Annotated in this window: 27 protein-coding genes, 1 tRNA gene and 2 pseudogenes; 14 read left to right on the forward strand and 16 right to left on the reverse strand. The window is 57.9% G+C overall.

All coding sequences use genetic code 11. The features are described 5' to 3' along the window. Window positions 1–337 precede the first annotated feature (337 nt). Window positions 338–628, reverse strand: a complete 291-nt coding sequence (locus C3Y91_RS38505) for a poly(hydroxyalkanoate) granule-associated protein (protein WP_168574966.1) — start codon at window positions 626–628, stop codon at window positions 338–340. Here C3Y91_RS38505 and C3Y91_RS03270 point away from each other — a divergent pair. From C3Y91_RS03270 to C3Y91_RS03285, 4 genes are all read left to right on the forward strand, one after another. Then, window positions 522–983, forward strand: coding sequence for a hypothetical protein (locus C3Y91_RS03270; protein ID WP_168574932.1), 462 nt, complete (start codon window positions 522–524; stop codon window positions 981–983). The two genes, C3Y91_RS38505 and C3Y91_RS03270, sit on opposite strands and share 107 nt — an antisense overlap. Window positions 984–1,054: 71 nt before the next feature. After that, complete coding sequence (locus C3Y91_RS03275; RefSeq protein ID WP_246780168.1) at window positions 1,055–2,185, forward strand: RES family NAD+ phosphorylase; 1,131 nt, start codon at window positions 1,055–1,057, stop codon at window positions 2,183–2,185. Between the two features lie 72 nt (window positions 2,186–2,257). Next, window positions 2,258–3,010 (forward strand): hypothetical protein, encoded by a 753-nt coding sequence (locus C3Y91_RS03280; protein WP_168574967.1) that lies wholly within the window; start codon window positions 2,258–2,260, stop codon window positions 3,008–3,010. A 154-nt stretch (window positions 3,011–3,164) separates the two neighbouring features. Then, window positions 3,165–4,475 (forward strand): hypothetical protein, encoded by a 1,311-nt coding sequence (locus C3Y91_RS03285; protein WP_168574968.1) that lies wholly within the window; start codon window positions 3,165–3,167, stop codon window positions 4,473–4,475. Between the two features lie 185 nt (window positions 4,476–4,660). Here the strand turns inward: C3Y91_RS03285 and C3Y91_RS03290 are convergent, their stop codons facing one another. From C3Y91_RS03290 to C3Y91_RS03315, 6 genes are all read right to left on the reverse strand, one after another. Continuing rightward, the gene (locus tag C3Y91_RS03290; protein WP_168574969.1) at window positions 4,661–5,080 is read right to left on the reverse strand and encodes a hypothetical protein; all 420 of its coding nucleotides are present in this window, start codon (window positions 5,078–5,080) and stop codon (window positions 4,661–4,663) included. 123 nt (window positions 5,081–5,203) lie between these two features. Then, on the reverse strand, window positions 5,204–5,359 hold the full coding sequence (locus C3Y91_RS03295; RefSeq protein ID WP_168574970.1) for a hypothetical protein: 156 nt from the start codon (window positions 5,357–5,359) through the stop codon (window positions 5,204–5,206). A gap of 349 nt (window positions 5,360–5,708) precedes the next feature. Next, window positions 5,709–6,362 carry a recombinase family protein gene (locus tag C3Y91_RS03300; RefSeq protein ID WP_168574971.1) on the reverse strand — a complete coding sequence of 218 codons (654 nt, stop codon included), beginning with the start codon at window positions 6,360–6,362 and terminating at the stop codon, window positions 5,709–5,711. Window positions 6,363–6,956: 594 nt separating this feature from the next. Beyond that, window positions 6,957–8,096, reverse strand: a complete 1,140-nt coding sequence (locus C3Y91_RS03305) for an HNH endonuclease (protein WP_168574972.1) — start codon at window positions 8,094–8,096, stop codon at window positions 6,957–6,959. A 29-nt stretch (window positions 8,097–8,125) separates the two neighbouring features. Next, a complete protein-coding gene (locus C3Y91_RS03310) occupies window positions 8,126–8,683 on the reverse strand; it encodes a virion core protein, T7 gp14 family (RefSeq protein WP_168574973.1) in 558 nt (185 codons plus the stop codon). 37 nt (window positions 8,684–8,720) lie between these two features. Further along, a complete protein-coding gene (locus tag C3Y91_RS03315; protein ID WP_168574974.1) occupies window positions 8,721–9,149 on the reverse strand; it encodes a hypothetical protein in 429 nt (142 codons plus the stop codon). A gap of 1,212 nt (window positions 9,150–10,361) precedes the next feature. Here C3Y91_RS03315 and C3Y91_RS03320 point away from each other — a divergent pair. After that, window positions 10,362–10,838 carry a hypothetical protein gene (locus C3Y91_RS03320; protein ID WP_168574975.1) on the forward strand — a complete coding sequence of 159 codons (477 nt, stop codon included), beginning with the start codon at window positions 10,362–10,364 and terminating at the stop codon, window positions 10,836–10,838. Window positions 10,839–11,511: 673 nt separating this feature from the next. On the opposite strand, the gene C3Y91_RS03325 is transcribed toward C3Y91_RS03320, so the two are convergent. The 3 genes from C3Y91_RS03325 to C3Y91_RS03335 form a co-directional block, all read right to left on the reverse strand. Beyond that, complete coding sequence (locus C3Y91_RS03325; RefSeq protein ID WP_168574976.1) at window positions 11,512–12,450, reverse strand: hypothetical protein; 939 nt, start codon at window positions 12,448–12,450, stop codon at window positions 11,512–11,514. 307 nt (window positions 12,451–12,757) lie between these two features. Beyond that, the gene (locus C3Y91_RS03330) at window positions 12,758–14,464 is read right to left on the reverse strand and encodes a site-specific integrase (protein WP_168574977.1); all 1,707 of its coding nucleotides are present in this window, start codon (window positions 14,462–14,464) and stop codon (window positions 12,758–12,760) included. An 86-nt stretch (window positions 14,465–14,550) separates the two neighbouring features. Continuing rightward, window positions 14,551–14,637 (reverse strand) — tRNA-Leu (locus C3Y91_RS03335). Between the two features lie 168 nt (window positions 14,638–14,805). Between C3Y91_RS03335 and C3Y91_RS03340 the strand changes: the two genes are divergently transcribed. Next, window positions 14,806–15,225 carry a BA14K family protein gene (locus C3Y91_RS03340; protein WP_168574978.1) on the forward strand — a complete coding sequence of 140 codons (420 nt, stop codon included), beginning with the start codon at window positions 14,806–14,808 and terminating at the stop codon, window positions 15,223–15,225. 9 nt (window positions 15,226–15,234) lie between these two features. Here the strand turns inward: C3Y91_RS03340 and C3Y91_RS03345 are convergent, their stop codons facing one another. Continuing rightward, window positions 15,235–15,528, reverse strand: coding sequence for an Rdx family protein (locus C3Y91_RS03345; RefSeq protein ID WP_017966569.1), 294 nt, complete (start codon window positions 15,526–15,528; stop codon window positions 15,235–15,237). 203 nt (window positions 15,529–15,731) lie between these two features. Here C3Y91_RS03345 and C3Y91_RS03350 point away from each other — a divergent pair, with 203 nt between their 5' ends. From C3Y91_RS03350 to C3Y91_RS03360, 4 genes and pseudogenes are all read left to right on the forward strand, one after another. Beyond that, window positions 15,732–16,508 (forward strand): type 1 glutamine amidotransferase, encoded by a 777-nt coding sequence (locus C3Y91_RS03350; RefSeq protein WP_174826926.1) that lies wholly within the window; start codon window positions 15,732–15,734, stop codon window positions 16,506–16,508. A gap of 35 nt (window positions 16,509–16,543) precedes the next feature. Further along, window positions 16,544–16,627 (forward strand): annotated as a pseudogene (locus C3Y91_RS38650) (maltose acetyltransferase domain-containing protein); the annotation flags it as partial. Between the two features lie 290 nt (window positions 16,628–16,917). Beyond that, window positions 16,918–17,061 (forward strand): annotated as a pseudogene (locus C3Y91_RS38655) (DapH/DapD/GlmU-related protein); the annotation flags it as partial. Window positions 17,062–17,259: 198 nt separating this feature from the next. After that, on the forward strand, window positions 17,260–17,712 hold the full coding sequence (locus C3Y91_RS03360) for a GFA family protein (RefSeq protein WP_024323488.1): 453 nt from the start codon (window positions 17,260–17,262) through the stop codon (window positions 17,710–17,712). A 3-nt stretch (window positions 17,713–17,715) separates the two neighbouring features. Here the strand turns inward: C3Y91_RS03360 and C3Y91_RS03365 are convergent, their stop codons facing one another. The 4 genes from C3Y91_RS03365 to tenA all read right to left on the reverse strand — a co-directional run bounded on the left by C3Y91_RS03365 (window position 17,716) and on the right by tenA (window position 21,010). Further along, entirely contained in the window at window positions 17,716–18,015 is a 300-nt protein-coding gene (locus C3Y91_RS03365; RefSeq protein WP_018070280.1) for a CcdB family protein, read from the reverse strand. 98 nt (window positions 18,016–18,113) lie between these two features. Further along, a complete protein-coding gene (locus C3Y91_RS03370) occupies window positions 18,114–18,344 on the reverse strand; it encodes a type II toxin-antitoxin system CcdA family antitoxin (RefSeq protein WP_003544591.1) in 231 nt (76 codons plus the stop codon). 58 nt (window positions 18,345–18,402) lie between these two features. Beyond that, the gene (gene lepA, locus C3Y91_RS03375) at window positions 18,403–20,235 is read right to left on the reverse strand and encodes a translation elongation factor 4 (protein WP_017962846.1); all 1,833 of its coding nucleotides are present in this window, start codon (window positions 20,233–20,235) and stop codon (window positions 18,403–18,405) included. Between the two features lie 76 nt (window positions 20,236–20,311). Next, on the reverse strand, window positions 20,312–21,010 hold the full coding sequence (gene tenA / locus C3Y91_RS03380) for a thiaminase II (protein ID WP_024323486.1): 699 nt from the start codon (window positions 21,008–21,010) through the stop codon (window positions 20,312–20,314). A gap of 138 nt (window positions 21,011–21,148) precedes the next feature. Here tenA and C3Y91_RS03385 point away from each other — a divergent pair, with 138 nt between their 5' ends. Further along, entirely contained in the window at window positions 21,149–21,715 is a 567-nt protein-coding gene (locus C3Y91_RS03385; protein WP_017989989.1) for a helix-turn-helix domain-containing protein, read from the forward strand. 24 nt (window positions 21,716–21,739) lie between these two features. Beyond that, window positions 21,740–22,258, forward strand: coding sequence for a GNAT family N-acetyltransferase (locus tag C3Y91_RS03390; protein ID WP_024323485.1), 519 nt, complete (start codon window positions 21,740–21,742; stop codon window positions 22,256–22,258). A gap of 15 nt (window positions 22,259–22,273) precedes the next feature. On the opposite strand, the gene C3Y91_RS03395 is transcribed toward C3Y91_RS03390, so the two are convergent. After that, window positions 22,274–22,885 (reverse strand): HAD family hydrolase, encoded by a 612-nt coding sequence (locus C3Y91_RS03395; protein WP_024323484.1) that lies wholly within the window; start codon window positions 22,883–22,885, stop codon window positions 22,274–22,276. 133 nt (window positions 22,886–23,018) lie between these two features. Between C3Y91_RS03395 and C3Y91_RS03400 the strand changes: the two genes are divergently transcribed. Next, complete coding sequence (locus tag C3Y91_RS03400; RefSeq protein ID WP_168574980.1) at window positions 23,019–24,044, forward strand: histone deacetylase family protein; 1,026 nt, start codon at window positions 23,019–23,021, stop codon at window positions 24,042–24,044. Window positions 24,045–24,053: 9 nt separating this feature from the next. After that, window positions 24,054–24,605, forward strand: coding sequence for a recombination regulator RecX (gene recX / locus C3Y91_RS03405; protein ID WP_024323482.1), 552 nt, complete (start codon window positions 24,054–24,056; stop codon window positions 24,603–24,605). The last annotated feature ends 114 nt before the right edge of the window (window positions 24,606–24,719 follow it).

Consider the following 24,719-nt stretch of genomic DNA (forward strand, 5'->3'; position numbering starts at 1 on the left):
CCGTTTGGCCGAAGGCACGTCCCTCCAGTTTTACGAGGAGCGCCAAGCGGGCGCAATTGATCCGACCAGACGCGGCCGATCCTGATAGGAAAGCGTCAGATAGCCGGCCGATTGCCCCCGGGCAAAGGCCCGGCGCGTCGGCCCGAAGAAAAAAATCCCACTTCGGAATCCCGAAATTCCCCCGCTTCGGGATTCCGAAATTCGACGCCTTTCGCGGGCTGTCGTCATGGAGAAACATCCCATGATTTCAATCCCGCAACCAATTTCGGGATTCCGAAGTGCTATATAGATTATGGTGGGAGTTCCCTGCCGCCACACCTTGGCCGGATGGTTGCGGTTAAGCCTCCAGACTAAGCTGGAGTGGAGTGTCGTCTGCCTCGGCGACCTTAGGCTTACGTTTTGTTGTCGCCCGGCGTGGTGGTTTGGTGGTCTTCTGCAGAGTGTTAGAGCCGAGCTCGTCTGACTCGCCGCTGGGGAGCAGCGGGTAAGCAGCAAGCACCGCGCCGGCAGAAGCTACCTCAATGACCGGCTTGCAGGCAGGCATTTCAACGGCCGGTTCGGCAGCTGACACCTCGCGCGCCTTTGGTGGCTGGGGGTTGCCGGCTGCGGACGTGGCGTATCGGATCATCGCAAAACTCCATTATGTTCGCTATATGTTCACATTTTGGAGTGAGAGAGTCAATGGAGGCCAGCTAGCAAGAACGGTGGGAATAAGCGTCCAGAAATCAGGATTTCGGAGAGTTCTCGGGAGCTATCGAGTGAACAAGCCTCAAGCGCATCGTGGCTGGCCTTTGCTACAAGGCACCAAATGCGCAACTTGGTTGGAAAGGCTTAACTCCTTGATCTTGGTAGCGATCAAGAATGGAATGGTGCCCAGAAGAGGACAGGCAGACAAACTAGGTTTTTCATTGATTTTATTATGCTTTCTCGTACCGTTGTCGGCGTTTGTGTGGCACATTTGTGTAGCAGTCAAGCAAGAATAACGAAAGCCCAGGGCACTGTTAAATCCGCACGGAATCGGATAGCGCATTCATTCTCGATTGAGATGAGCGTTATGAAACCGCGACTGATCGCCAGCTTTTTCAAGTCCCTATTCTCCCGGATGGGACATTTTGCGCGCGCACCAAACCCAATGGCGTGTTCGAACTGCTTTTCAGACAAAGGGCTTAGATTTGATGCGGAGAGGTTTGGTCGAAAGCGTTCTGCAGCTTGTCCCAACTGCCACGCCATCGGTTACGGACAATTGACAAGGGACCAGTTATTAAGCCTGTCCGACCGCTTCTTTGTTTGGGGTTCCATTCAAAGAGCTACCTATGGCGCAGCGCCTTTAGTGCAGTTTAACGACGTGCGACCCACGTGCATCGAAGTCGAGCCGTGGCTTAAGCCGGATGTTAGTCTCTTGGAACGGCTACTGGGCATCGGTTTCTTTTACTATGACCCTCGACTGTGGATGATTGGGGAGGTGGAACCGCTGAAAGCGTTGCAGAGGAAAAAGCAGCGCAGCCGTATTCTCAAGAGGATACTCAAAGAATACCCAGAGCGATCAATCGGCCCCGCCGATACGTTTTTTAGAATTCGTGTTAATCCGGCGCGGCCTAACGATCCGTCACAGTATGATAGCCCTCCAGTCGCTTTCACAGGGAATGGCCGACTTGATAGTCCTGGAAAGCCCATTCTTTACGGTTCATCGGATCTCGAAATTTGCGTGCACGAATGCCGTGTCTCTGCTGAGGATGAAGTCTTCGCTGCGACGCTAGCACCCCTAAGAGATCTGCGTCTCCTTGACCTTTCCGCCCTATTGCCGGAGGAAGACTCTATTACGGAGTTCGAAAGTCTGGATATGGCTGTGCATATGCTGTTCCTTGCGGGCCAGCACGCATACAACATCACACGCACAATTTCTGAATCGGCACATTCCGCAGGTTTCGACGGTGTTATTTACCCTTCATACTTCAGCCTATTGCGGACCGGCGCAATGCCCTTTGAGACCACATGGGGGATCTCGCACCGCCGAATTAAGCAGTTGCAAAAGGACGAACAGGAGAAGTCGATCCCGAACATAGCTCTCTTCGGGTGGCCGATTGCTGAAGGTAAGGTCAGCGTTGACTGCATCAACCGCGTCATAATTAGCAGGGTTGCATATGGATTTCACTTTGGTCCCACCCTCTCAAATGGCGGACCATGATTCGAGGGCGCAGCTTGGAAAATCAGATTATGTGCTTTCATAGCAGCGGTGAGTTAGGGGGCAATGTAGGGTATGTCTTGGGTGATCTTAGGAGCGGCTTGGGAATGGTTAAAGAGCGTGCTCGCCTTACTTAGTCTTGCGGGTATTTCGGTGGGCGGTGTGGCCTATGCCGCCTACACCCTCTTCAAGGTTCTTGGAGAGAAGTGGCTCAACCAGAAGTTCGCGGAACAGCTTGAAGCCTACAAGTCTGAGCAAGCGCGTGAACTGGAACGCTTACGCCATAAGATTAACAGTATTTTTGATCGCACCAAGCGCTTGCACGATCGCGAATACGAGGTGCTGCCAGAAGTGTGGTCACGCCTTGTCGATGCGAAAAGCTGGGCAGGAGGCTACCTGAACGCATTCCGGCAATATGCAAACGTCGATAAATTGAGCGCTGAAGAGCTAGACGAATTCCTCTCACATACTCGCTTTTCGGAAGCGCAGCGCCGCGAAATCAAAACCACCTCAGACAAGCAGAAGGCCTACATTAGAATATTTGAAATATACCGGTACTACGACGTCATCGAAAAACTAAAAGAGGCTAGCACCGGGCTAAGCAGGAACGGGATATTTGTGGTCCCATCCCTGCGCGACGAAATGAAAAAGTTCATTGATCTGGTTCACTCGGCTGTCATTGAGCATCAGATTAACCAAGAACAAGACGTCCGTCCTCGAATGCGAGAAGCTTCCGACAAGCTGAAGCAAGAGGGGGAGCCGCTTTTCAAATCGATCGAAGAGGCGGTGGCTGCACGCTTGTGGGATTCTACAACAGCTGAGGTCTAAAGCTTACGAGGCGGCAAGATCAATGCAAACTGCTTTAGGACCTAGGACTCCCACCGCCCTCCTACTGGCAAGCGTTTCTGAATTCGCCCGATGCTTGCACAGAATCACTCAAAATGTTTTTTGTTCGGGACCATTGATCGTCTTCGAGGGCTGTATGAAATACTTCCGGACCAGCAAGCTGTCGGATAAGCAAGTAATGAAGTTGGCCACAGACTTCATCGAGACATTTAATGGCAGTGGCAATCTCAATATCGCCGGTTTGTCGGTCTCCTTCGATAGCGCCAAGCTAGACGGGTTCTTCAAGAAGCCTAATACGTTTGCGATAGATAGGTTTGATCTGACTGCCAGTGAATCGGTCCTAATCCTCAGATTTCGTCGTGGAGTCGGTGGTGATGCGGACCGGATCGACACGGACCGTGTGCCGTCTCCGTATTTTGACGATATCTCATTGGAACTCGGTAGCAGATCGAACACCAGCCTCGCGGCTCCCAGCACTGACGTCGTCCTTAACGCTGTAGAACTTGTCCAAAAGCACGTGATTATGCCTCACCTCCAGGTAGGGGGTTCCGCAAATTCTGGAATCGAAGATGCTCTCGGAGAGCAATTCGCGCGAATGAATGAGCTTTTTTCGGAGCTAACCGATCGAGCACATAGACGTCTGCTTGAGTTGGACGAGATACACGCTCAGCGCTTAACATCTTTATCGGATAAAGAACGGAGCCAAGAAGAGGCACTTACGGCACGGTCAGCTGAACTGGAAAACTCCTACCTCGAAAAAACAAGCGAATTGCGAAGACGCGAGGAAGACCTGAACAATCGCGCGCATATGCACGCTAGGCGCACTTTAGGCCAAAAGATAACGAATGACATCCAGCTGCGCTTAAACCAAGCGATTGTCCCCCTCGGAACATCCTCGCTGCGATGGGGCGTGTTTGTTTTGACGTTGGCGGGCGGCGCATTTCTGGCATGGCTTGCTTGGTTTAGCCTTTCGGAGTTCGCGCAAGTAGTTACTGCTCCGGATTCTAAAACCCCCGCGATGGCCTCGATCTCAGATCCTTCGGCTATCTTCCTTCTCGTACGCGGAGCCTTGGCAGCGTTCGGCGCGGTTGGCTTCCTTCTCTATGCGATCACGTGGCTTAAGGCCATGTATCTGGACGACTTACGGGCGCAGAGGGAACTTGAAAGGTATTCCATCGACCTCAATCGCGCGAGTTGGGCAATAGAGACAATCATGGAAGCAAAGAACGTCGGTGCAGAAATACCGGCAGCAGTTGTCAATGGGGTCACCAAGAATCTCTTTGACCAACACCACGGCACTGGCAAGGAACGGGGCGCGACGGGAGACGCATTAGCTAACCTCCTTCGCGCATCGGCATCCGCAAAGTTCGGCACAAACGGTGCGGAATTCACTGTTAACCGGGGTGGGACGAACAAGTTGGCCGCAGCGCTCAACGACGAGGAATGAGGGCTCGCGCTACTTCAAACAAAAGTCGGGGGGGGTGGGTGACCGGCATGTCCTTGACCTTCCGATAGTCGATCGATGCCATGCGCCCTTCCGTGCTCTGAGCGGAAGCGATGCCGTCGCCTATTTCGCGATCTCGATTATGGCCTGTAAGCCGTTGTTTGCGCTGCTTTGAAAGACCAACTGGCCTAACGCGGGGCCATATGCTTCGTCAGGAGAGCCAACGTGTCCGCTATCTGTTGGAGAATCGATAACATGGGCGCTAGGTCCGGCGCTGGGGGCGGGGCGGAACTCTGGCTGTGACCATGCTCAATGAACGCCTTGATGACCATTGCGCACACTTCAACGCTTGTCACCGTATCTGCCAGCATGACGATGCGAATGGCCTGATCCTGGTTGAGGAAGAATTCGCGGGTGGGTCGACGTCCCTTTACTCCTGAAGGCTTCTCCACGGCGTGAAGAACTCCATAAAGTGCGAGGTCACGGGACTTGCGGTTGATGAGGTCACGTAACCTTTTTGTACCGCCGAAAGCCAGCGGTGCAGCAAGTTCGAGGTCATGAATGCGCGGCTCACCGTCTGCCGGATGCAGTGTGAAAGATTTTGCCATACTGGTGTTTCCTTGTGAGCCGACCGCGCGGCCTTACGCGCGCTTAGGAAAAGCAAAAGGCGAGCTTATGGCCCGCCTTGTGGATGGTCGAAGGTCCAGCGGACTGGCGTTGTCGGGTTTGCCTCAGGCGCTGGCGAATTCGTCAGGTACCGCGCGCGGCAGCTTTCGGCTGTGCACTACGCCCGTGCCTTTCGAAACGAAAAGCTCGCGGTGCGCTGTCTCCAGCCACAAAGAAGAACGGTGGATCTCGATGGTGAACGATGCGACTGAGATTGTCATGTGAGTATGATCCTTGGCAGTTGCGCGATTATTCGCAAGACATGGATAGGGCCGAAAGGAATCATGCGTCAAGCGAAATTTCAAAATTGTTTAACGTTTTCAGTTGCATGAGCGAGAATGAGAGAGCGTCTGAGAGCGGCTATGTGGTCGGTGCGCACGAACACGAAGACAGACGCTCTCGCACGGATGCGCGCTGTTAACCTAGGCAGCGCGATATCAATGGGCGACCTTGCAAGTGATGACGCTGCACTATATCCATTCGATAGGCGGGCCTCGCCCTGTGCTCCTTACTGGTTTTACTTGGCAGTTGATCGTGAGGTGTCCAGGGCGCGGCCTGTCGCCTCGGCTGTCAGGCCCGCTCTATAACGCGGGACACCTGTACAGCGGACCAAGTGCCACCTCTCGGCGTGGTTATGCCCATGGCGTTGAGCGTCTCAGCGATCTTGGCGAGCGACTGCTTAGCGTCCCGCAGCGGGCCAATCACCTTGATCAAGCGTTGCGCCTCGGCGTTAGCCTTCTCCTGAATAGCCACGTTGCGCTTCATGGTCATGTCCCTCAGTCCGCCCAGCTTCACGCCTCGGTCTTTTGCTGCGCGCAGCGCTGCCTTTGTGCGCTCGCTGATGAAGGTGCGCTCTTGCTCGGCGAGGGCCGCGTAGATGTGGAGTTGGAACTTGTCAGCGCTCGGCATCTGGGCCACGCGAAGCTTCACCTTCTTGTCATCCATGAGCGAAGAGATGAAGGCAACCTTACGGCTGAGACGGTCGAGCTTGGCCACGAGGAGTTCAGCGCCTGTCTTGCGCACCAAAGCAAGGGCCTTGGCCAGTTCGGGCCGGTCGTTGTCGCTGCCTGACAGCACATCTTGGAACTGCCCTAGGATCTCGTAAGGCACCTCAGAGAAGTTGGTCAGGAAGATATCGATGTCGCGTTGCTGCGCTTCGAGGCCTAGGCCGCTCTTGCCCTGGTCTTCAGTGGATACGCGTGTGTAGATGACGTAACGCTGCACTTGGTCTCTCCCTGTTGTGCCTGTTATGGAGAGATGGAGAGGTTTGTTACAAATGTCAACGGACGTTGTGTATGTTATGAAAACGGTTCGGCGTGGCTGCTGGGGACCGGCCATGCGCCTAGCATAAGGAGAGCAGGAGGAGGCGCGGTGCGCGTCAGACCCCAAGGGCTGAGGCGTTATCCCGCGCTGCGGACTGTCAAGGATGAGCGCAGAGCGCGGGCCTATCGCTAGCCAAAGTGCGCCCATGGCGGGCCTCGGGTCTCTGTCTGCCGGAATGTCAGCAACAGCAGAAGGACCGCACAAGGCCAGCCGTGGGCAAGCTGCATGTCCCGCATCAAGCGTGATCGCGAGCGCCGAGGGCGATGCAGTGCGAGAGGCGGGTGGAACGAGGGATGGAGAATACAACGATCAACCCACGATCAAATGTCACTCAGGGCCGACGGGGAGTTTTCAGAAATTCTAATATCATAAGAGGCCGGACATTTTTGCTTCGGTGAACATCGAGCGCCGCGCACTGCTAATAAAATTTCCGGCCACGGTTTAAGCCGCGCGTGCTTGTCCTTCTATCTCGGGACTTCTTCACGCTGGCTCTAGTTAGCGCTTGGGGTCGTATGCTGCACCGTACGATGTACGGATTGCACCGCGCTGCACCTTCAGCCCTGCCTTACGCACCACCTGCAACACATATTCAACGTCGATCCCACGGGCTTCAGCAATCTCGGTAGAATGCCGACCTTCCTTGAACTCCTGCACAATGAGGGCGTTGCGCGCGGCCACCTGCCGAGATTTGGCGTTGCCGTTAGCCTTCCATACAGTCGCGCTCGAATATCCTGTGAGGGTGACAATCTCAGCATTGTTCTTGCCTTCTGCCGAAAGTGCACGGATGCGGTCCAGGTCTGCCTTCGGCCGGGCCTCCTGCTTCCGGTAGGTAATCTCTCCATCTCTGGCGAGTTCTTCAAGAATGCGGCTGACGCTCTTCGGGTCGCAATCCATTCGCTTGGCAATCTCGAATGGTCGGAGACCCTGAACATGGAACGCCTTCAAGCTGTCGCGATCGATGGTATTTCGGTCGAGCGTGATGCCAGCCGAAAGCAAGACCGTACGCGCGCACGCCACTGTGCATCCCACTTCGGCAGCAATCGCCGGGGTGTTGTAACCTGCGCGGTGCAGGGCAAAGATATAGTCGTGGTCGAATGTGCGCACTGAGGCCCGTAGCTCGATGCCTTCCTCCATGAGGATGCGCTTCACTGTCTCGCGTCTTGTGCGATAGGTCTTAGCGAGGGAGGCCAGCGTCGCCCCGTTGCGGTAGGCCTTGCAAAGGTCTGCGCGATCCATTGCGAACCGTTCAGACCGACGCCGTCGCAGGTCGCCCCTGTTGCGCTCGGTTCGCCTGGCCCTGCCATTTACCTTCTTGGTATTCCAGATGAGGTTGGAGAAGAGGTTGCAAGCCGGTGTGTCGTTCAGGTGGAGAGATTCGAAACCTTCAGAGCACGGCCCTCGGTGGGCTTCGAGCACGAGCCTATGCACCTGCTTCGGAGGCTGTCGACCTTCGGGCGTGGTCAGGATGATGTAGATGTAGCCTGTGCGGTGCAGATACGGATCAACAATCGCGCCCGTGGTGGCGACCCTAATGCGTCCATGCGTACTGGCTTCGTGCGTCGGGATGCTCGGGATTGTTGCCCATTCTTCATCTGCAAGCGCGGCGTGGCCCGCCTCTTCGATAGGTTGTGTCATGTGGCGAGATCTTCCTAAGATGTCAGGAGCTATTGACCAGAGGCTAGCTTGCTCTGCTGGGTCTTGAGGCTTTGGAACGACGAGAAGCCCTGCATTCCAGCGCCGACAAGTCCGGTGGCTAGATTGCCGAAGGACGGCCCCTTTGCCTTCGGGACTTTGTTCACGGTGTCGACGTAGGCCGATGCTGACGCCTGACGCTTGGCCATGTTGTCCAGCGCGTCCCACGTAAGGTTCTGCGTGCTTGCGGCCTGACGGTCAGCTTCTTGTCGGTCGAGGTCGGCCATGAGGCTTTCGACGGAAAGACCAGCTTGTCCTTCAGACGCAGATTCGTTCTCCTGCTCCGCCCGTACGCGCTGGTATTCCGTGTCCATGGTGAAGGAGTCTTGGGCCTGAGCTTGGTTCTTCTGGACTTCCTGCTGCTGCAGGACGTTCTGCTCAGAGCTAAATGCTGCCTGAGCGTTCGCCACGTTTTTGGCGTACATTTTATTCTGGTTGTCGGCTTCTTGCTGCTGCTGGGCGTAGCCGCCGAAGGCTTGAGCCACGCCGAGACCCGCAGTCAATACGCCCATGGTAACGGGTTCGCACATGGCTAGTCCTTTATGTGAAGTAGTTGGGTGAAGGGGTTTAGGAGAAAGCGCGAGCCACGAGGCTGCGCACTGAGACCCAAGGGAAGCTGTCGGCTAGTCCTGTAGGATCGGGGAGGCATACGCCGGGAATACCTGCGGAGTTGATGCCTGGAGCAAGTATGATGGCCTTCTTGACCGCATAGACGCGAGAGAGATTTGACACCCTATAGTCGGGGAAGCGCGCGGGTGTTCTCCACTCTTCGCCATCAAGGGTAACAGTCTCCAGCAGTTCGGCCGCGAAGGTGCGAGCACGCAGGGCGGTAACGCGGCGCTTGATCACCTTGCCGTCAACCGCCAGCTGAACCACCTTGTTGGCGTCGGGCTTGACCGGTCGGCCCGTGCCGATGCGGATCACTCGGGCTTGCATATTGATAGCGTAATGCGGGGCTTCTTCGATTGCTCGGAAGCCTTCTTGTAGGTCGGGCATCGTGCGTGGGGGCTTTCTTGTGGCACTCGCGTAGCTGACGCGCACGTGCACGCATCCAGAGTAAATGGGTGTTTATGGCCGGCTCTTTGTCAGCTCGCGGCGGGCGCAGCTTCTGCGTCAAAGGCTTGGCCTCGGGTATTGTTGCGCCGGGCTTGATACGGGCGCTGGTGGCCTTGCGGGAGACCACGGATTAACGCCGGGTACTGACAAAGCCGCGTCTATGGTCGGTCGGTTTGTTTGCGTGGCTGCTGTAGGCTCGGGCTGTCAGCTACGAACGGAGAAGATGATATCTGTAAGGTTTCTTCCTTCATCCCCTTTGCCTTCCAAGCCCCTGTCGCTAGAGCACTGGGCTAGGCGTCATGCTTGGCCTTAAGCTAGCTATGGAAGGGTTCGTTCCCTACTGCTCTATCAGGGAGCTTTGAACCCTACACTCAAGAGCAGGGGTCTTATTGCTTACCGCTATCATTGGTGTCTTTGGAGCTTACCATCAAGAGTGTCACTTTCGATCGCGAGTGAGGGCGCGGTCCCTGAACTAGCAGCGGACTTGGAAATCTATTCGTCCGCGCTTTGCTCCAGCCCGACGTTCGAGGCCAATGGCGATTTGCCGACTCGTGGCGCGCTGCTGCTGCGTGTTGTGGCGTTGGTGGTGCATGGGTTTGGCGGGAGATAGGATGTGCTTCAACGACTCCCTACGGCTCGCTCTGTGCCCGTCTCTATGTGATCTGCTGGGTCAGCGAGGGAGCAGCGTTGTGCTGGCTCGCGGTAGTCGCGGGGTCACAGTGTCGAATAGGAGAAGTGCGGACAGCTTGATCGTATGTCCTAGAAAGGGGTCTTATTCTCTCAGTACCAAGAGAGTCGGTTTTGGTCGAACGCTTGACAGAGAGGTTTTTAGATCAGATGCACTAACGCGCCTAGGCTCTGCATTTGTGCCTACCCACAAGAGTGTCGGAATTGATCCGTATGCATCCAGAACGGCGCTCTTATCTCCTTTGCTAAGATACGTGGAGAGTGCGTCATACTTCAATAAGAGGCGTCCTATTCATTTCGGGTGGAGCTTCGAAGCAATCCCCCCTCCAGCCCTCAACCGCCCACTGCTGATAGGACGGAAACTGTGCTACACCTTTTAAGATGAAACCTAAGACCTCGACCAGCGCCGGTTGGCACACCAGGATCATGGGTCCTCTCGTGTTCGTCGGAGCGGCTACAGCTGGCTTGGCTGCCTTTCTCACCAACGTTGGCAACATACAGGGATCGCTTGAGGGGCTTTGGAAGCAACCCCCGGTCCTCATTGCAGAACTCAGTTTGAGGGATGTCGAAGTAGGCCGTCTTGCTAATTCTCCCAATCAGGTCGTTGCAATGGGTGTGGTGGAGAACAAGAATGGTGGAGCGGCTGAGGGATGTGTCGCTGAACTGGAAATAAAACACTTAACTACCAATTCCGAGGAGTACTACAAACTAAGCGGCGCAAAGCAAAATTCAATTTCCGGGACTTATAATGACAGCTTCGTAATTCCAAACGGGTCGCGTTCTTTGAAGTTTTCATCGGCATTTACATATGATCTGAAAACCGTCTCAACAAAAAAATACACTGGCAAGATTAGGATTAGCTGCAACAAAACAATAACGAACTACGTTCCCGTAGATCTGTTCTTTTTATTGCAGGAGGAGGAAGAGTTTATCCACGGCTGACCAAATTAGACGTTTTGCGAAGCTCACTTTATGGGAAGGCCGACTTGTTATTTAAGGCTAAGATTTTGGCCTTCGAGCACTCTAAACCAGTGAAGTATTGACATCTGAAGCCGGTCCACTTCGTCGTCCGCGAGTACTCCGCAATGCGCGATCGTGCCTCGCAGCATGTTCAGTCCATGCAACGCGCGGTTCATCGAATCTACACTTCGCAGCATCCCCGCAAAGTCCGACCAATTAGCACGCATAACGTCTGCCAGACGCCTCGAATAGGTGACGTCCCAATATTAGCCCGGCTACTTTCCGTCCTTGCGGAAAGCCGCATACGCCATGGCTGCTGCATCAGCCAGATTAGTTTCCGGCGCGTTTTCACATATCTTGCGGACAGCGCCGCGTATTCCTTCGGCGTCGGTACTTTGCCCTACCATGTGAGAAGATGTCGCGTAATTGAGACCGGTCCAAAAGCCCCAAAGCCAACCGCTGCCTTCATTCACAGTGCTTGGTGTTGACAGCCAGTATGCGCAGCTTCGCAAACCTATGCCTATCAGGAATGTATTCTCGGAACGAGCTGGCGTCCCAACCGCCACTAAAAGGATGCCAAGTGCTGCCCATGTTTTCTGCATAGCGTTTACTGCCACCCTCTATTAGCTCAACGGTTTCAAGAGAACGGACCGGTCTATTCCTTCTCCCGCTCGATAACCCCCAGCAAGGTGTCAAGCAAATCATCAGCCAGCTTTTCGGGCGTCATCTCACGTTTAGTGCCCCCAGTGCTGTCAACGTATGAAGTGGCCCCTTCTCGGACCAGCAGATACGGTATCTTCACGGATTTTTTGAGCACCGCTTTCTCGAACGACGCATAAAAGCCTGGCATCTTCGGAAAGCCCTTGAAATACTTTGCCTCTAAATAAACGTTCTCAATAGAATTCGAGTATTGTGGTGACCATGAAATGATCAAATGCACGCCACGCGCACCGCTTACAATCGCGAAATCACCTTTGTCTACGAATTTTATTCCGAGGTTCGGCATCTCGACGGCGCGTTCCGCAATGGTACTTTTCACCGTCTTGAAAGCGGCACGCGCTGCATTGACCCCTTTATCGCTTCTAAGGAATTGTTCTTGTAATTCCTTAAGCGCCTCAGACCTTTGGTGGCGAGCAGCCCTATCTACAAAAGTCTCCTCGCGAAAGTTAGCGCCTAGTTCTGTGGCGCGCGCCTCAATCACGGCCGCCGCACCTTGAGAACCCCAGCGCTCTAAATCGACGTACAATCGCGTTTTAGGAACCCATGCGGGCATTGTCCGCTTTGCCTCAGTGGGGATGAAGACTGTGAAATCCCATCCGTCTTGCAAAGATCGGTTCTTGATCGCGCCCATCTCCACGCGGGTCCAGGGAGTTTGGCCCCAGGTTTCTCGATAGAGCACGACGACTAGTCGCGCCTTTTGTGCATAAACCTCGCTAAATGCCTCCTGACCGTCTCGACCGGCAATCTCTTTCTGCCGTTCTGAATATATGAATGTTTTCAGACGATCGGACAGTAAGTCGTTTAGTTCCGTCGCGATGGCTTCATCTTGAGCGGCAAAAGAAAAGGCGACATCGTACTCGAATTTCTCAACCATCAGATTAGCGTATTATTGCAAATATACACTCGCAAGGCGCTTTCGTAAGCCTCGGATGGATATCCCCAGGTTGTAGAGCACCTGCCTACCTTGCAATGCCTACATCTATGCGATTGCGCTTGCCTACTATTTGAACTGGAAGCCTTCGAGGCGCTCATCGCCCGCCGTTTATTTCCCTTGTCTTCCAAAATAATAAGAATTGTCTGACACGGCGCGCGCCAAAGCCACCCGCCTCAGCCTACGCTGATCTGAAGCCGCAGCGCGCCTCCCCACATGACGCGCTGCGTTCTGCTATGCTGCTGCCGCTTTATGCGTCTGTCAGCTGCTCGGCCTTTGGCACGCTGTCGGCCATCCCTTTGAGGTCGAGCTTTGAGATAGCCTCAAGCATCTCGGTTGTTTCCGCATGATGATATCCAGCTGCGTCACTTTCAGCAGCGTGGCCTTGAATCACATCAACCAAGCGGATGTTGCACTTCGAGACGCGCGGAAGCTCCGACTTAAACCAATGCCTGAACGAATGCGTCGGTCCCTTACGCTTGTCGGTGATACCCAATCCGCGTACCCAAGTGCCGACCCGATTACTGACACCCTTCGAAGGGTGCTTCTGGTCGTCTCGCAGCTGGATTGCCGCCTTACCCTTACTGCCTCCATAAAACAAAGGCCCTTTGCCTCGGGTCTTCACAAACTCAAGGAAGCCATCGGCGATGAGGTCCGGGTGGATTGGTACGACCCTCTCTGATCCCTCGTTCTTAAGCGACCCACCGTCCGGTGCGGTGGTGATATTGAGACAGGGGTTACCAGCATCATCGGTGATGACCATGGTTGCCCAAAGCTGCGCTATCTCTGCGCCACGCGAGCCTGTCTGGGCTTGGAGCCACGGTATCCAACGGAGGTGCGCTAGCGTCTCCTTACGCGCGGCACTGAGTATAAGCGCCACCTCGGGGCGCGTGAAAGGCAAACGCCTTGTCCCTGCCACGGCCTTCTGTGGTGCCTTCACGCCTTCGAAGGGATTGCGGTTGATACCGGTCGTCTCGCTGTCTCTGAGACCGAAGCGGTAGAGCGTGTTGAGCGCGGCGAGGTAGGTTGTCGAGATCTTCTTAAGGCCTTCGGCTACCAGCGCGTCTTTCCAGCGCAGGGCGTCGACACGCTCAACCCGGTGCGGATCATCGTGCCCCACAAAAAGCTTAAAGCGAGCCACGTAGCCGCGCCACGTCGAGATCGTAGAGGCAGCCCGCTTATCCGCCGCCTTCCACCGGTCGAAGAGGTCGTCAAAGGTCTTTACGTGCTCTTCGGTGCTGCGTTGCCGACCCGGAGCGGTCTTAGCTTTCCACGCGGGATATTGAGCCGCGTAGGGGTCGACCGCGTAGTTTCCATGGCTGCGCTTCCCCAACGTTTCCACGATCCGCCGTAAGATCGCCGGTAGCCCTTCGACCAGATCGCGGTAGGACTTCTCTGACAGCACCAAGGCGCGCGCGGACAGGAAAGCGTCAAGGTCGACGATGCGGCTAACACGTGCGACGGCGGCGGCTCTGCCCTGGGGCGTCAGCGTTAGAATGCCTACCTCGGCATCACTGATCATTTCCTGCCACTCTGAAAGCTCGCTCCACTCTTCGACCCCATCATCAACGACAATCTTATGGCGCGCCGGGGGATCGGCCTCATACTGGACAAGGAGTGCTTTGTGGATCTCGCCCAACAAAGAGGTGATTTCCATATGGGAAAGATCTTCAGGCCCGCGCTGCGCTGCATCTAGGAATGCTTCGACATGGCCTAAGGCTGCGGCGTGACGAACTTTAGCCAGTCGCGACGCGGGAGCGCCGAGGGAAAAGGTGATCATATCGCCTAGCGTGACCGTGACCATGTAGGTGACGCTGTCCGGTGCGGTCGTTTCGGGAAGGTAGATCGAGAGCTTTTTGCCGCGCAAAATTGGCAGTAAAACGGCCGGTACGCGCTTCTTAAATTGCTCGTTCTTCGTGCCAGCACGCTTCATCGGTCGGGAGATCCGCATTACCATTGTGGGGCGCTCCTGTGTGACAGTGAGGAGCAGTCAACCCCTTGAAATGCTAAAACAATAACGATTTCAAGGGGGACTAAAACGGATGGTGCCCAGAAGAGGACTCGAACCTCCACACCCTTTCGGGTACCAGCACCTGAAGCTGGCGCGTCTACCAATTCCGCCATCTGGGCGACGGAGAGCGATGTAAGGGGGTGGCCCCTGACTGTCAACTGGGTTTTTGAAGTTTTTCTGACAGTTGGCGAAAAAGCAGCCGATCACATGCAAGGGAGCGCCGAAGGGTGGGCATAGCGCTCCGGTTGGCACGCCCTATATAGAGGAAATATCGAAAGGAATGCCTCATGCTTGCTGCCCGCACGCTTCTGCTCGCCGGTCTCTTGGCCGTTTTGATACCCGCCATTGCCGGGGCCGATTCGCTGAAGCTGGGCAAGCCGGGGGTCGGGCCGCTCAACACGGGATCGACGCTTTGCGATTTTCGCGGCTGCTTCGGGTTCGGGCCGCAGCAATGGCATCGCCCCGCCTATGTCCAGCCGAATTACCGCCCGCGCGCGGCGGGGCCAACCTATTACCGGCCGGGCGCTGCCGGGCCGCCGCAGCTGACCTATGACCCGCCGCCGGTGCAAAGGGTGCAGCCGAAGGCGCGAGACATGAATAGCCATGCCGCCTGGTGCAGCAACGAGTACCGCTCCTACAATCCGCGGACGGATCGTTTCCTCACCTATGAGGGCATCTACAAGACCTGCCGCTCGCCCTATCGCTGATCGTGGTTATCAGCTTTCGAGCGAGGCGCGGTCGACATGGCCGAGATCGCGGCCGGGCTCGACGATGTCGCGGACCCGCTGTTTCAGCTCCCTCGGCCCGGGAAAGCCGCCGTCGCGCTTGCGCTCCCAGATCAGATCGCCATTGACGCGGATCTCGAAATTGCCGCCGGTGGCGGGAATCAGCGCCACTTCGCCAAGACTGTCGGAAAAAGTATGCAGCAGCTCCTGCGCCATCCAGCTGGCGCGCAGCAGCCAGTTGCACTGGGTGCAGTAGAGGATCGTGACGCGGGCTTTTTCGGTCATGGCGATGTCCTTTCGTTTGCTGAGATTTAAGCCCTGTCGCGCGCGGGCGCAATCGCCCTCGCAGAGGATGATGCCGAAAAGTGTAAGCGGTTTTCGGGCGACATCATGCTCTAACTATTTAATTAAGAACAGGATTCAGATTTTAGGCCGAACCGGCCTAAAGCCTGAATCCTGTTCTGGCGTCTTGCGCGCCGCCCTTCGGCATGGTCTCTTCCCGTGGTCGGCCATACCAGGAAGAGCCTATGCGCGTCGCAGTGATCGAAAATATGCGGAATACCGGCCTCGGCGCGCTTGCCGCAGCCTTCGACGAGGCGGGAGCGGAGATCGAGTGGTTCCGGGTCTGGCAGGACGGCATCCTGCCGAAAGGTATATCCGGCCATGATGCGCTGATCGTTCTCGGCGGCGAGCAGAGCGCGCTGGATGACGAAACCCACGCCTATCTGCCGGAGCTCGTCCGGCTCACGCGCCGCTTCGGCGATGCCGGCAAGGCGGTGCTCGGCATCTGCCTCGGCAGCCAGATCCTCGCCCGCGCCTATGGTGCCGACAATCTCTTGGGCGCCGCCTGCGAATTCGGCTGGCACAAGATCGGCGTCACCGCCGAGGGCCGGGCCGATCCGCTGCTGTCGGCGCTTGGCGGCGAGTTCACCATCTTCGAATGGCATGCCGATACGTTTTCGTTGCCCGAAGGCGCGGTTCATCTCGCCTCGAGCCCTGTCGCCGAAAACCAGGCCTTCCGCATCGGCCGCGCCGTCTATGGCACACAGTTCCATTTCGAGGCCAATTCAGCGGTCGTCGCGCAATGGAAGGCCGAATTCCCCGATACGATTGCGCGCATCGCGCCGGGCTGGCTGGAGAACCATGCCGAACTGGCGGCAAGGCATGCCGGAGCCGCCGATGCTGCAGGCCTTGCCATTGCGCGCGCCTGGGTCAGCCTGATCGAGAGGCAAGAGGTCGAAATGCTGTCGCAGGCCTCGGCGTGAGAGGCGATGCGATGCCGGCCAGCGAACGCGAAAAGATGGCGGCAGGCGAATGGTATTGCTGCCTCGATGACGAGCTCGATCTCTTGCGCCGGCAGGCGCGCATAGCCGTCCATGCGCACAATACGCTGCCGCCGGATGAGCGCGGCGCGATGGCGCCGGCCCTGAGGGCACTCTTTGCCCAGGCAGCACTCAATGTCTTCATCGAAGCGCCGTTCCACTGCTCCTACGGCATCAATATCACTCTCGGCGAACGCGTCTATTTCAATGCCGGCTGCACCATTCTCGATTCCGGCAGGGTGACGATCGGCGACCGCAGCATGTTCGGCCCGGCGTGCAGATCTATTGCGCCGAGCATCACAAGGAGCCGGCACTGCGCAGCACCGGCATCGAGATCGCCCGACCTGTCACCATCGGCAGCGATGTCTGGATCGGCGGCTGCGCCATCATCCTCGGCGGCGTCACGATCGGCGACGGCGCAATTGTCGGCGCCGGTGCGGTGGTGACCAGGGATGTGCCGGCCGGCGCAACCGTGGTCGGCAATCCAGCCCGCATCCGCTAGAGCAATTCCAGCAAAAGTGCGTAGCGGTTTTGCGTCCGGAATTGCGTGAAAACAAAGAGATAGAGCATTTCCGTGATTCGGAGAAAAAGGGAAATGCTCTAACGCCGGCAAGGCCGGCCATTCCGCGATGATCTTGCCATCTCGACAGCGGCGAAAGTTCCGCTAGATCAGAAGACGAAACGGGAGGACATCATGAGCGTGCGAACCTTACCCATGGAAGGCGGCTGCCGTTGCGGCCGGGTGCGATTGAAGATCAGCGCTCCACCGCTGCTCACCATGGCCTGTCATTGCACAGGGTGCCAGAAGATGACATCAAGCGCCTATTCGCTGAGTGCGGCCATCCCCAGCGAAGGCTTCGAGGTGACGCAAGGCGAGCCGGTCATCGGCGGCCTGCATGGCGTCACGAAGCATTATTTCTGCCCGCATTGCATGAGCTGGATTTTCACCCGGCCGGAAGGCATGGACTGGTTCGTCAATCTGCGCGCGACCATGCTGGATGATCCCAGCTGGTTCACCCCCTTCATCGAGACCTGGACGAGCGAGAAGCTGTCATTTGCCGAGACCGGCGCCGTTTACAGCTACGAGACGCTGCCCGAGATGGAGGCCTATGAGGGGCTGGTGAAGGAGTATATGGGCAGCGGATGAGGCTCAGAAGCCCTGGAAGAGAAAGTCGACGGCAGCGATAATGCGATCGCTGTCGGCGGTAAGATCCGCCACCACTTTTCCAATTTCCGCGGTCGGGACCGATGCCATACGCTGGGTAGCCATGACATAGGTTTCACTCTCAATAGGAAAGCGTGGGTTCAGTCGCGAGATCGACCAGCTCAGTTCCTGTACCGGATGCAACGGAACCATGACGCGCGATGGCAGATCGTCAAGCAGATTGGCCTGAAGATCGATGGCCAGGAGATTTCCGCTTTTGAGGTGATAGACGTGAAAGCGTGCCACCAGAGCAATCCAGGAAAAGTGCGAAGCGGTTTTCCGTCAGGAATTGCGTAAAAGCAAAACTTAGAGCGGTTCTACGCTTCCGTGAACGTTGAACCGCTCTAAAACTGACGGTATTTGGCGAAGGGCAAGCCGTGCTTTTCAACATATTCGTTTTCCAGACGGATAGCCTCGGCGTTCTCGATACGCCAAAGCCGCTCGCGCTCCGCCTTTATGGCCTTTGCAATGCCATCTTCCGCCGCCCGCGAAATGTTGATCTGGAGCTCGCGCGCCTGGGAGACGAGACCTTCGTCAAGAGACAGGTTCGCTGCTTTTCTTGGCTGCTGGGCCATAACGATCTCCTTAGTCTTATGCGCACATTGTATGCGCATAAGATGGTGTTGAGAAGCGTTATTCGTCGCCCATCTTCAGCGCTGCGATGAAGGCTTCCTGCGGAATCTCCACCTTGCCGAACTGGCGCATGCGCTTCTTGCCGGCCTTCTGCTTGTCGAGCAGCTTGCGCTTGCGGGTGGCGTCGCCGCCGTAGCATTTCGCGGTCACGTCCTTGCGCAGCGCCGAGATCGTCTCGCGGGCAATGACGTTGCCGCCGATCGCCGCCTGGATCGGGATCTTGAACATGTGCTTCGGGATCAGCTCCTTGAGCTTCTCACACATGTCGCGGCCGCGCTTTTCGGCCGCCGTCCGGTGCACCATCATCGACAGCGCGTCGACCGGCTCGCCGTTGACGAGGATCGACATCTTCACGAGGTTGCCCTCGCGGTGGTCGGTGAGCGTATAGTCGAAGGAGGCATAACCCTTCGAGATCGACTTCAGCCGGTCGTAGAAATCGAACACGACTTCGTTGAGCGGCAGGTCGTAGGTCAGCATCGCGCGCGTGCCGACATAGGTGAGCTCGATCTGGATGCCGCGCCGGTCCTGGCAGAGCTTCAGGATGCTGCCGAGATAATCGTCGGGCGTCAGGATCGTCGCGCGGATCCACGGCTCGTGGATTTCCGAGATCTTGACGACATCGGGCATGTCGGCCGGGTTGTGCAGCTCACGCTCCGTGCCGTCGGTCATGTACATCTTGTAGACGACCGAGGGTGCGGTGGCGATGAGGTCGAGGTCGAACTCGCGCTCCAGCCGTTCCTGGATGATTTCGAGGTGCAGCAGGCCGAGGAAGCCGCAGCGGAAACCGAAGCCGAGGGCCGCCGACGATTCCATTTCGAAGGAGAAGGAGGCGTCGTTGAGGCGAAGCTTGCCCATGGCGGCGCGCAGATCCTCGAAATCGGCGGCATCGACCGGGAAGAGACCGCAGAACACCACCGGCTGCGCCGGCTTGAAGCCCGGCAGCGCCTGGGCCGTCGGCCGCTTGTCTTCGGTGATCGTATCGCCGACGCGGGTATCGGCCACTTCCTTGATCGAGGCGGTGATGAAGCCGATCTCGCCGGGGCCGAGGCGGTCGATATTGACCATCTTCGGCGTCAGCACGCCGACACGCTCCACCTGGTATTTCGCATCGGTGCCCATCATCCGCACCGTCTGGCCCTTGGTCAGCACGCCGTCGATGACGCGGACCAGAACCATGACGCCGAGATAGGCGTCGTACCAGCTGTCGACGAGCAGCGCCTTCAGCGGCGCCTTTTCGCCGCCGGGGCTCTTCGGCGCCGGCAGCTTGTGGACGATCGCTTCCAGCACGTCGGGAATGCCGAGGCCGGTCTTTGCCGAAATCAGCACCGCTTCCGAAGCGTCGATGCCGATCACTTCCTCGATCTGTTCCTTGATGCGGTCGGGTTCGGCGGCCGGCAGGTCGATCTTGTTGAGGACGGTGACGATCTCGTGATTGTTGTCGATCGCCTGATAGACGTTGGCGAGCGTCTGCGCTTCGACGCCCTGGCTGGCGTCGACGACGAGCAGCGAGCCCTCACAGGCCGACAGCGACCGTGAGACTTCATAGGCGAAGTCGACGTGGCCGGGCGTGTCGATCAGGTTGAGAATGTATTTCTCGCCGTTGTTCGCCTGGTAATGCAGGCGCACGGTCTGGGCCTTGATGGTGATGCCGCGCTCGCGCTCGATATCCATATTGTCGAGCACCTGCTCGGACATTTCGCGCTCGGCAAGGCCGCCCGTCGTCTGGATCAGGCGGTCGGCCAGCGTCGATTTGCCGTGGTCGATATGGGCCACGATCGAAAAGTTGCGGATATGGGACAGCGGAGTGGTGGAATTGGTGCTCATGCGCGCCATATAGCAGCGCCGCCCCCTGCCGCAAAGCGGTAATTATCCCGCTGTTTACGCTATTTCGTCCTGTGTCGGTCGCCTATCAGACCGGCCACGTCTCCAGCCGCCAGGCGGAATCCCAGAACATCCATTCATATTGCGAGGCGCGCACGAAGACATCGGTCATCTGCGCCCGTTCCACCGGCGATGCGGTGCGCGCGGCGATGTCGGTCAGCGCGATCACCTCACGGGCACCGGCGGCAAATTGCGGATCGCCATAGGTGTTGATCCAGGCCTGGAAGGCATTGCCCTCGATAACAGGCCGGTTCTTGATCGCTTCGCCGACGTGCCAGTAAATCCAGAAGCAGGGAAGGATGGAGGACAGCGCCACCGCGTAGGAACTGTGATAGGCGGTGGCAAGCAGGAAGTTCGTATAGGCAAAGCCGGCAGGCGAGGGTTCGGCTGATGTGACGTCCGCAGACGTGATGCCGAACTGGGTGAGGAAGCCGGCATGCAGGCCCTGCTCGACGGTGATCGCCTTCTGCGCCGAACCGAGGAAACGCAGGACCTGCGCATTGTCGGGCGCCTTGGCCGCGACGATCGCAAGGCATCGCGCATAGTGCTTCAGGTAGAGCGCATCCTGCAGGATGTAGTGCCGGAACACCTCGGACGGCAGCGTGCCGTCCGAAAGGCGCTGCAGCAGCGGCAAGACCTCGATTTCGGCCATGATCGGAGCGATCCTGTCCCAGGCGGCAGCCGTGAAGCTTCCCGTCGTGTCCGTGCTCTGCGTGCTGGCGTCCATCACTCTCTCCTCGGATTACGCCGCCATATATGGACGGCGCAGCGGCGAAAGCAAGGCGCGTTTGGCCGCTTTTCGTAGGTACTTGATTCCATCATCAGATAATGTATTTCTCTTATAGTGGAATCATTGGACGGAAAAATGGAACCGGAACTCGAACAGGCGATCGGCATCCGCATCCGCACGCTGCGGCAGGAAAAGGCTCTGACGCTCGATGATCTTGCTGCGGCTTCCGGCGTCAGCCGGGCGATGATCTCGCGCATCGAGCGGGCGGAGGCGAGCCCGACCGCCTCGCTGCTGGCAAGGATCTGCGCCGCGCTCGGCCTGTCGCTGTCGGCCTTCTTTGCGGAAGAGGGGCAGGCCTCGCCGCTCGCCCGGAGGCAGGAACAGCAGGTCTGGCGCGATCCGGAGACCGGTTATCTCAGGCGGTCTGTTTCACCCCCGGGCACCGCCTCCGATGTCGATATCGTCGAGGTTGAATTCCCGGCCGGCGCACGCGTCAGCTTCCCCCCGCATGCGAGCGCCCATGGCATGACGCAGCATATTTGGCTGTTCGACGGCGAGCTGGAGATGACGGCGGGTGAGACCGTCTACCGGCTGCGCCCGGGCGATTGCCTCTTCATGCCGGTCGGCGAGGGTCACGTTTTCCACAATCCGGGCAACGCGCCGGCGCGCTATTGCGTCGTGCTCGATCGCGGCGGCCGATAACAGCATTCAATTCAGGAGAACAGCATGTCTGCTATTCGTACCCTTTCCGCCGAGGAGGCCCGCGCCGCCATTCCGGCCCTTTCGCAAGTGCTTGTCGATTGCGTCGCAGGCGGCGCCTCTGTCGGCTTCATGCAGCCCTATGGGCCTGAAGATGCCGAGCCCTACTGGCGCGATGTCGCCGATGCGGTCGCCACCGGCGCCAATCTGCTGCTGGTCGCCGAACTCGACGGCAGGATCGTCGGCACCGTCCAGGTGGGGGCCGCGCAGATGCCGAACCAGCCGCATCGCGGCGATCTGAAGAAGCTGCTGGTGCACCGCTCGGCCCGCGGCAAGGGGCTCGCCCGGCTGCTGATGGATGCCGCCGAACGCGAGGCGGCAAGCCGCGGCAAGACCCTGCTCGTGCTCGACACGGCAACCGGCAGCGATGCCGAGGCGATCTATCCGCGCTTGGGCTGGCAGCGCGTCGGCGTCATCCCCGACTATGCGCTGTGGCCGGAAGGCGGCTTCTGCGCCACCACCCTGTTTTACAAACGGCTCGCCTGATTGCGCCGGTCCCGCTCAGGCCGGCCTGGCGAAGACAGGAAGCGCGCCGCCAAGCGTCGTGCCCGCCGTCCATTGCGCGGCATTCCAGCCGAATTGTCGCGCCGCTTCGATATTTTCGGCCATATCGTCGATGAAGGCGATTTCGCCGGGCAGCACGCCGGCCCGCTCGGTCGCCATCCGGAAGAAATCGGGAGAAGGCTTGCTGTGCCCGAGTGCTGCGGAATAGATGATGTCGTCGAAATGCGCGTTAAGGCCGATCTGCTCCATCAGGTAGCGTGCCCGCCTATGCTCCTGGTTGGTCGCCAGCAAGAGAGTGATGCCGCTTTGCCTGAGAGCGGCGAGTTCTTCGAGCAGATTGCGGTCGAGGCGGGAATCGTTTTCGAACCAGTAGTCGATCAGTGTTTCGGCGCTGAGATGGGGCGCGATCTTTGCGAGAACGTCGGCGAGCCTCGGCTCCAGCGCCTCGCGGCCGATGATGATATCGCGCCAGTGGGTCTGAAAGAATTCCTGCTGCAGCAGGTCGACCCGCAGCCCGAGATCACGCTCGAGGTAGGTGAAGAGAGGCAGGCCGTCGGCGGGACGACCATGAATGAGCACGCCGTCGACATCGACCATCAGCACTTTCATGCGGAAAATTTCCTCGTTCTCAAAACAGCGGCGAAGGTGGCGTCATTATTCCAGACGATCAAGAGCCCGCGCCGCTTTTTTGTCAGGGCCGAGCCGTGTAAATCTCCATTGTCAATCAAGGGCAGGATCTGAAATGCGCGTCATCTATTCCGAGGATCACAAGCTGCGCGATGCCAGGACCGAACTGCACGCCGGCCAGCTGGTGACGCCCTTCGAGGCGCCGTTTCGCGCCGAATGGATCCTGGCGGCGGTCAAGCAGGCGGGTTTTGCCGATGTCGTGGCACCGGATGCGCATGGACTGGAAACGGCTCGAAAAGTGCATGATCCCACCTATTTGGATTTTCTCGCCACCGTCTGGGACCGCTGGGTGGCGGCCGGTTTTACAGCAGAGGCGATCGCCAATTCCTTTGCCGTTCGCCGCACCAGCCAGCGTGTACCCGACAATATCGTCGGCGCGATCGGCCACTACGCCAATGCCGCCGATACCTCGATCACCAAGGGCTCCTACGAGGCGGCGATCGCCTCCATGCGCTGCGCGATCACAGGCGCCGACTGGCTGAATGCCGGCAATCGCTTCGCCTTCGCGCTCTGCCGCCCGCCCGGCCACCATGCCGGCATCGATCTCTTCGGCGGCTACTGCTTCATCAACAATTCAGGCGTCGCGGCGCAGCGGCTGCTCGACCATGGTGCGAGGAAAGTCGCCGTGCTGGATGTCGATTTCCATCATGGCAACGGCACGCAGGATCTCTTCTATCACAGAGGCGATGTCTTCACCGCCTCGCTGCATGGCGATCCCATGCATGCCTTTCCCTATTTCCTCGGCCATGCCGACGAGGAAGGCGAGGGGGAGGGTACTGGCGCCAACCGTAACTATCCGATGCTGCCGGGCACGCCTTGGCTTGTCTGGTCTTCGGCCCTTGCCGATGCACTCACCCGCATCAAGGCCTTCGGCGCCGAGGCGATCGTCGTGGCACTCGGCGTCGATACCTTCGAGCGCGATCCGATCTCCTTCTTCAGCCTCACCTCCGACGATTTCACCCGCATGGGCGCTATGATATCAGCCGCCGGCCTGCCGGTGCTCGCCTGCATGGAGGGCGGCTACGGCGTGCCGGAGATCGGCCTCAACGTCGCCAACGTCCTCAAGGGTCTGGAAGCCTGATCCCTGCCGATGACCGACGAGGCCGTTCCATCCGATATCCCGACATCCCGCATGCTGAGCTGGGCGCGCAACTCCACCGTCTATCGGCTCGAGCGGCGGATGATGACGGAAAAGCAGCTGTTTGACGCCATCACCCGCAAGGCGAAGGAGAAATTCGAAGATATCAGCGCGGCACAACTCAAGGCCGTTGCCGATTTCGCTGTCAAATTTGCCTATGACAACAAGGTGCTCGACGATCACGCCTATGCGGAGGTCAGCACGCGCTCTGCCGTGCGCGGCGGTAAATCGAAGCGCGCGATCGCCCAGAAGCTTGCTGCCAAGGGCGTCTCCAGCGACAAGGTCGAGGCGGCGCTTGAGGAGGCTGACGATCTCTATGCGGCGGCGATATTTGCCCGCAAGCGCGCCTTCGGCCCCTTCCGCCGGGTCGAGCTTGATGAAAAGCGAAAGGCGAAAGAGCTTTCGGCTTTCGCCCGCAACGGCTTCAGCTTCGACATCGGCAGGAAGGTCTTCGACATGAGCTTCGAAGATGCCGAAGAGGTCATCCTTGCCGGCCGTCGCTGATATTGCATCAAGGCTTTTGCTGGCTGGTTAGCGCCGATGGCTGCCCCTCACCCTAACCCTCATATGCGCTAGGTTTAGCCCTGGACATAAGGAATCTGGTTGTGATTCAAGCTT

Source organism: Rhizobium ruizarguesonis, from assembly GCF_012349115.1.
Lineage (GTDB): Bacteria > Pseudomonadota > Alphaproteobacteria > Rhizobiales > Rhizobiaceae > Rhizobium > Rhizobium ruizarguesonis.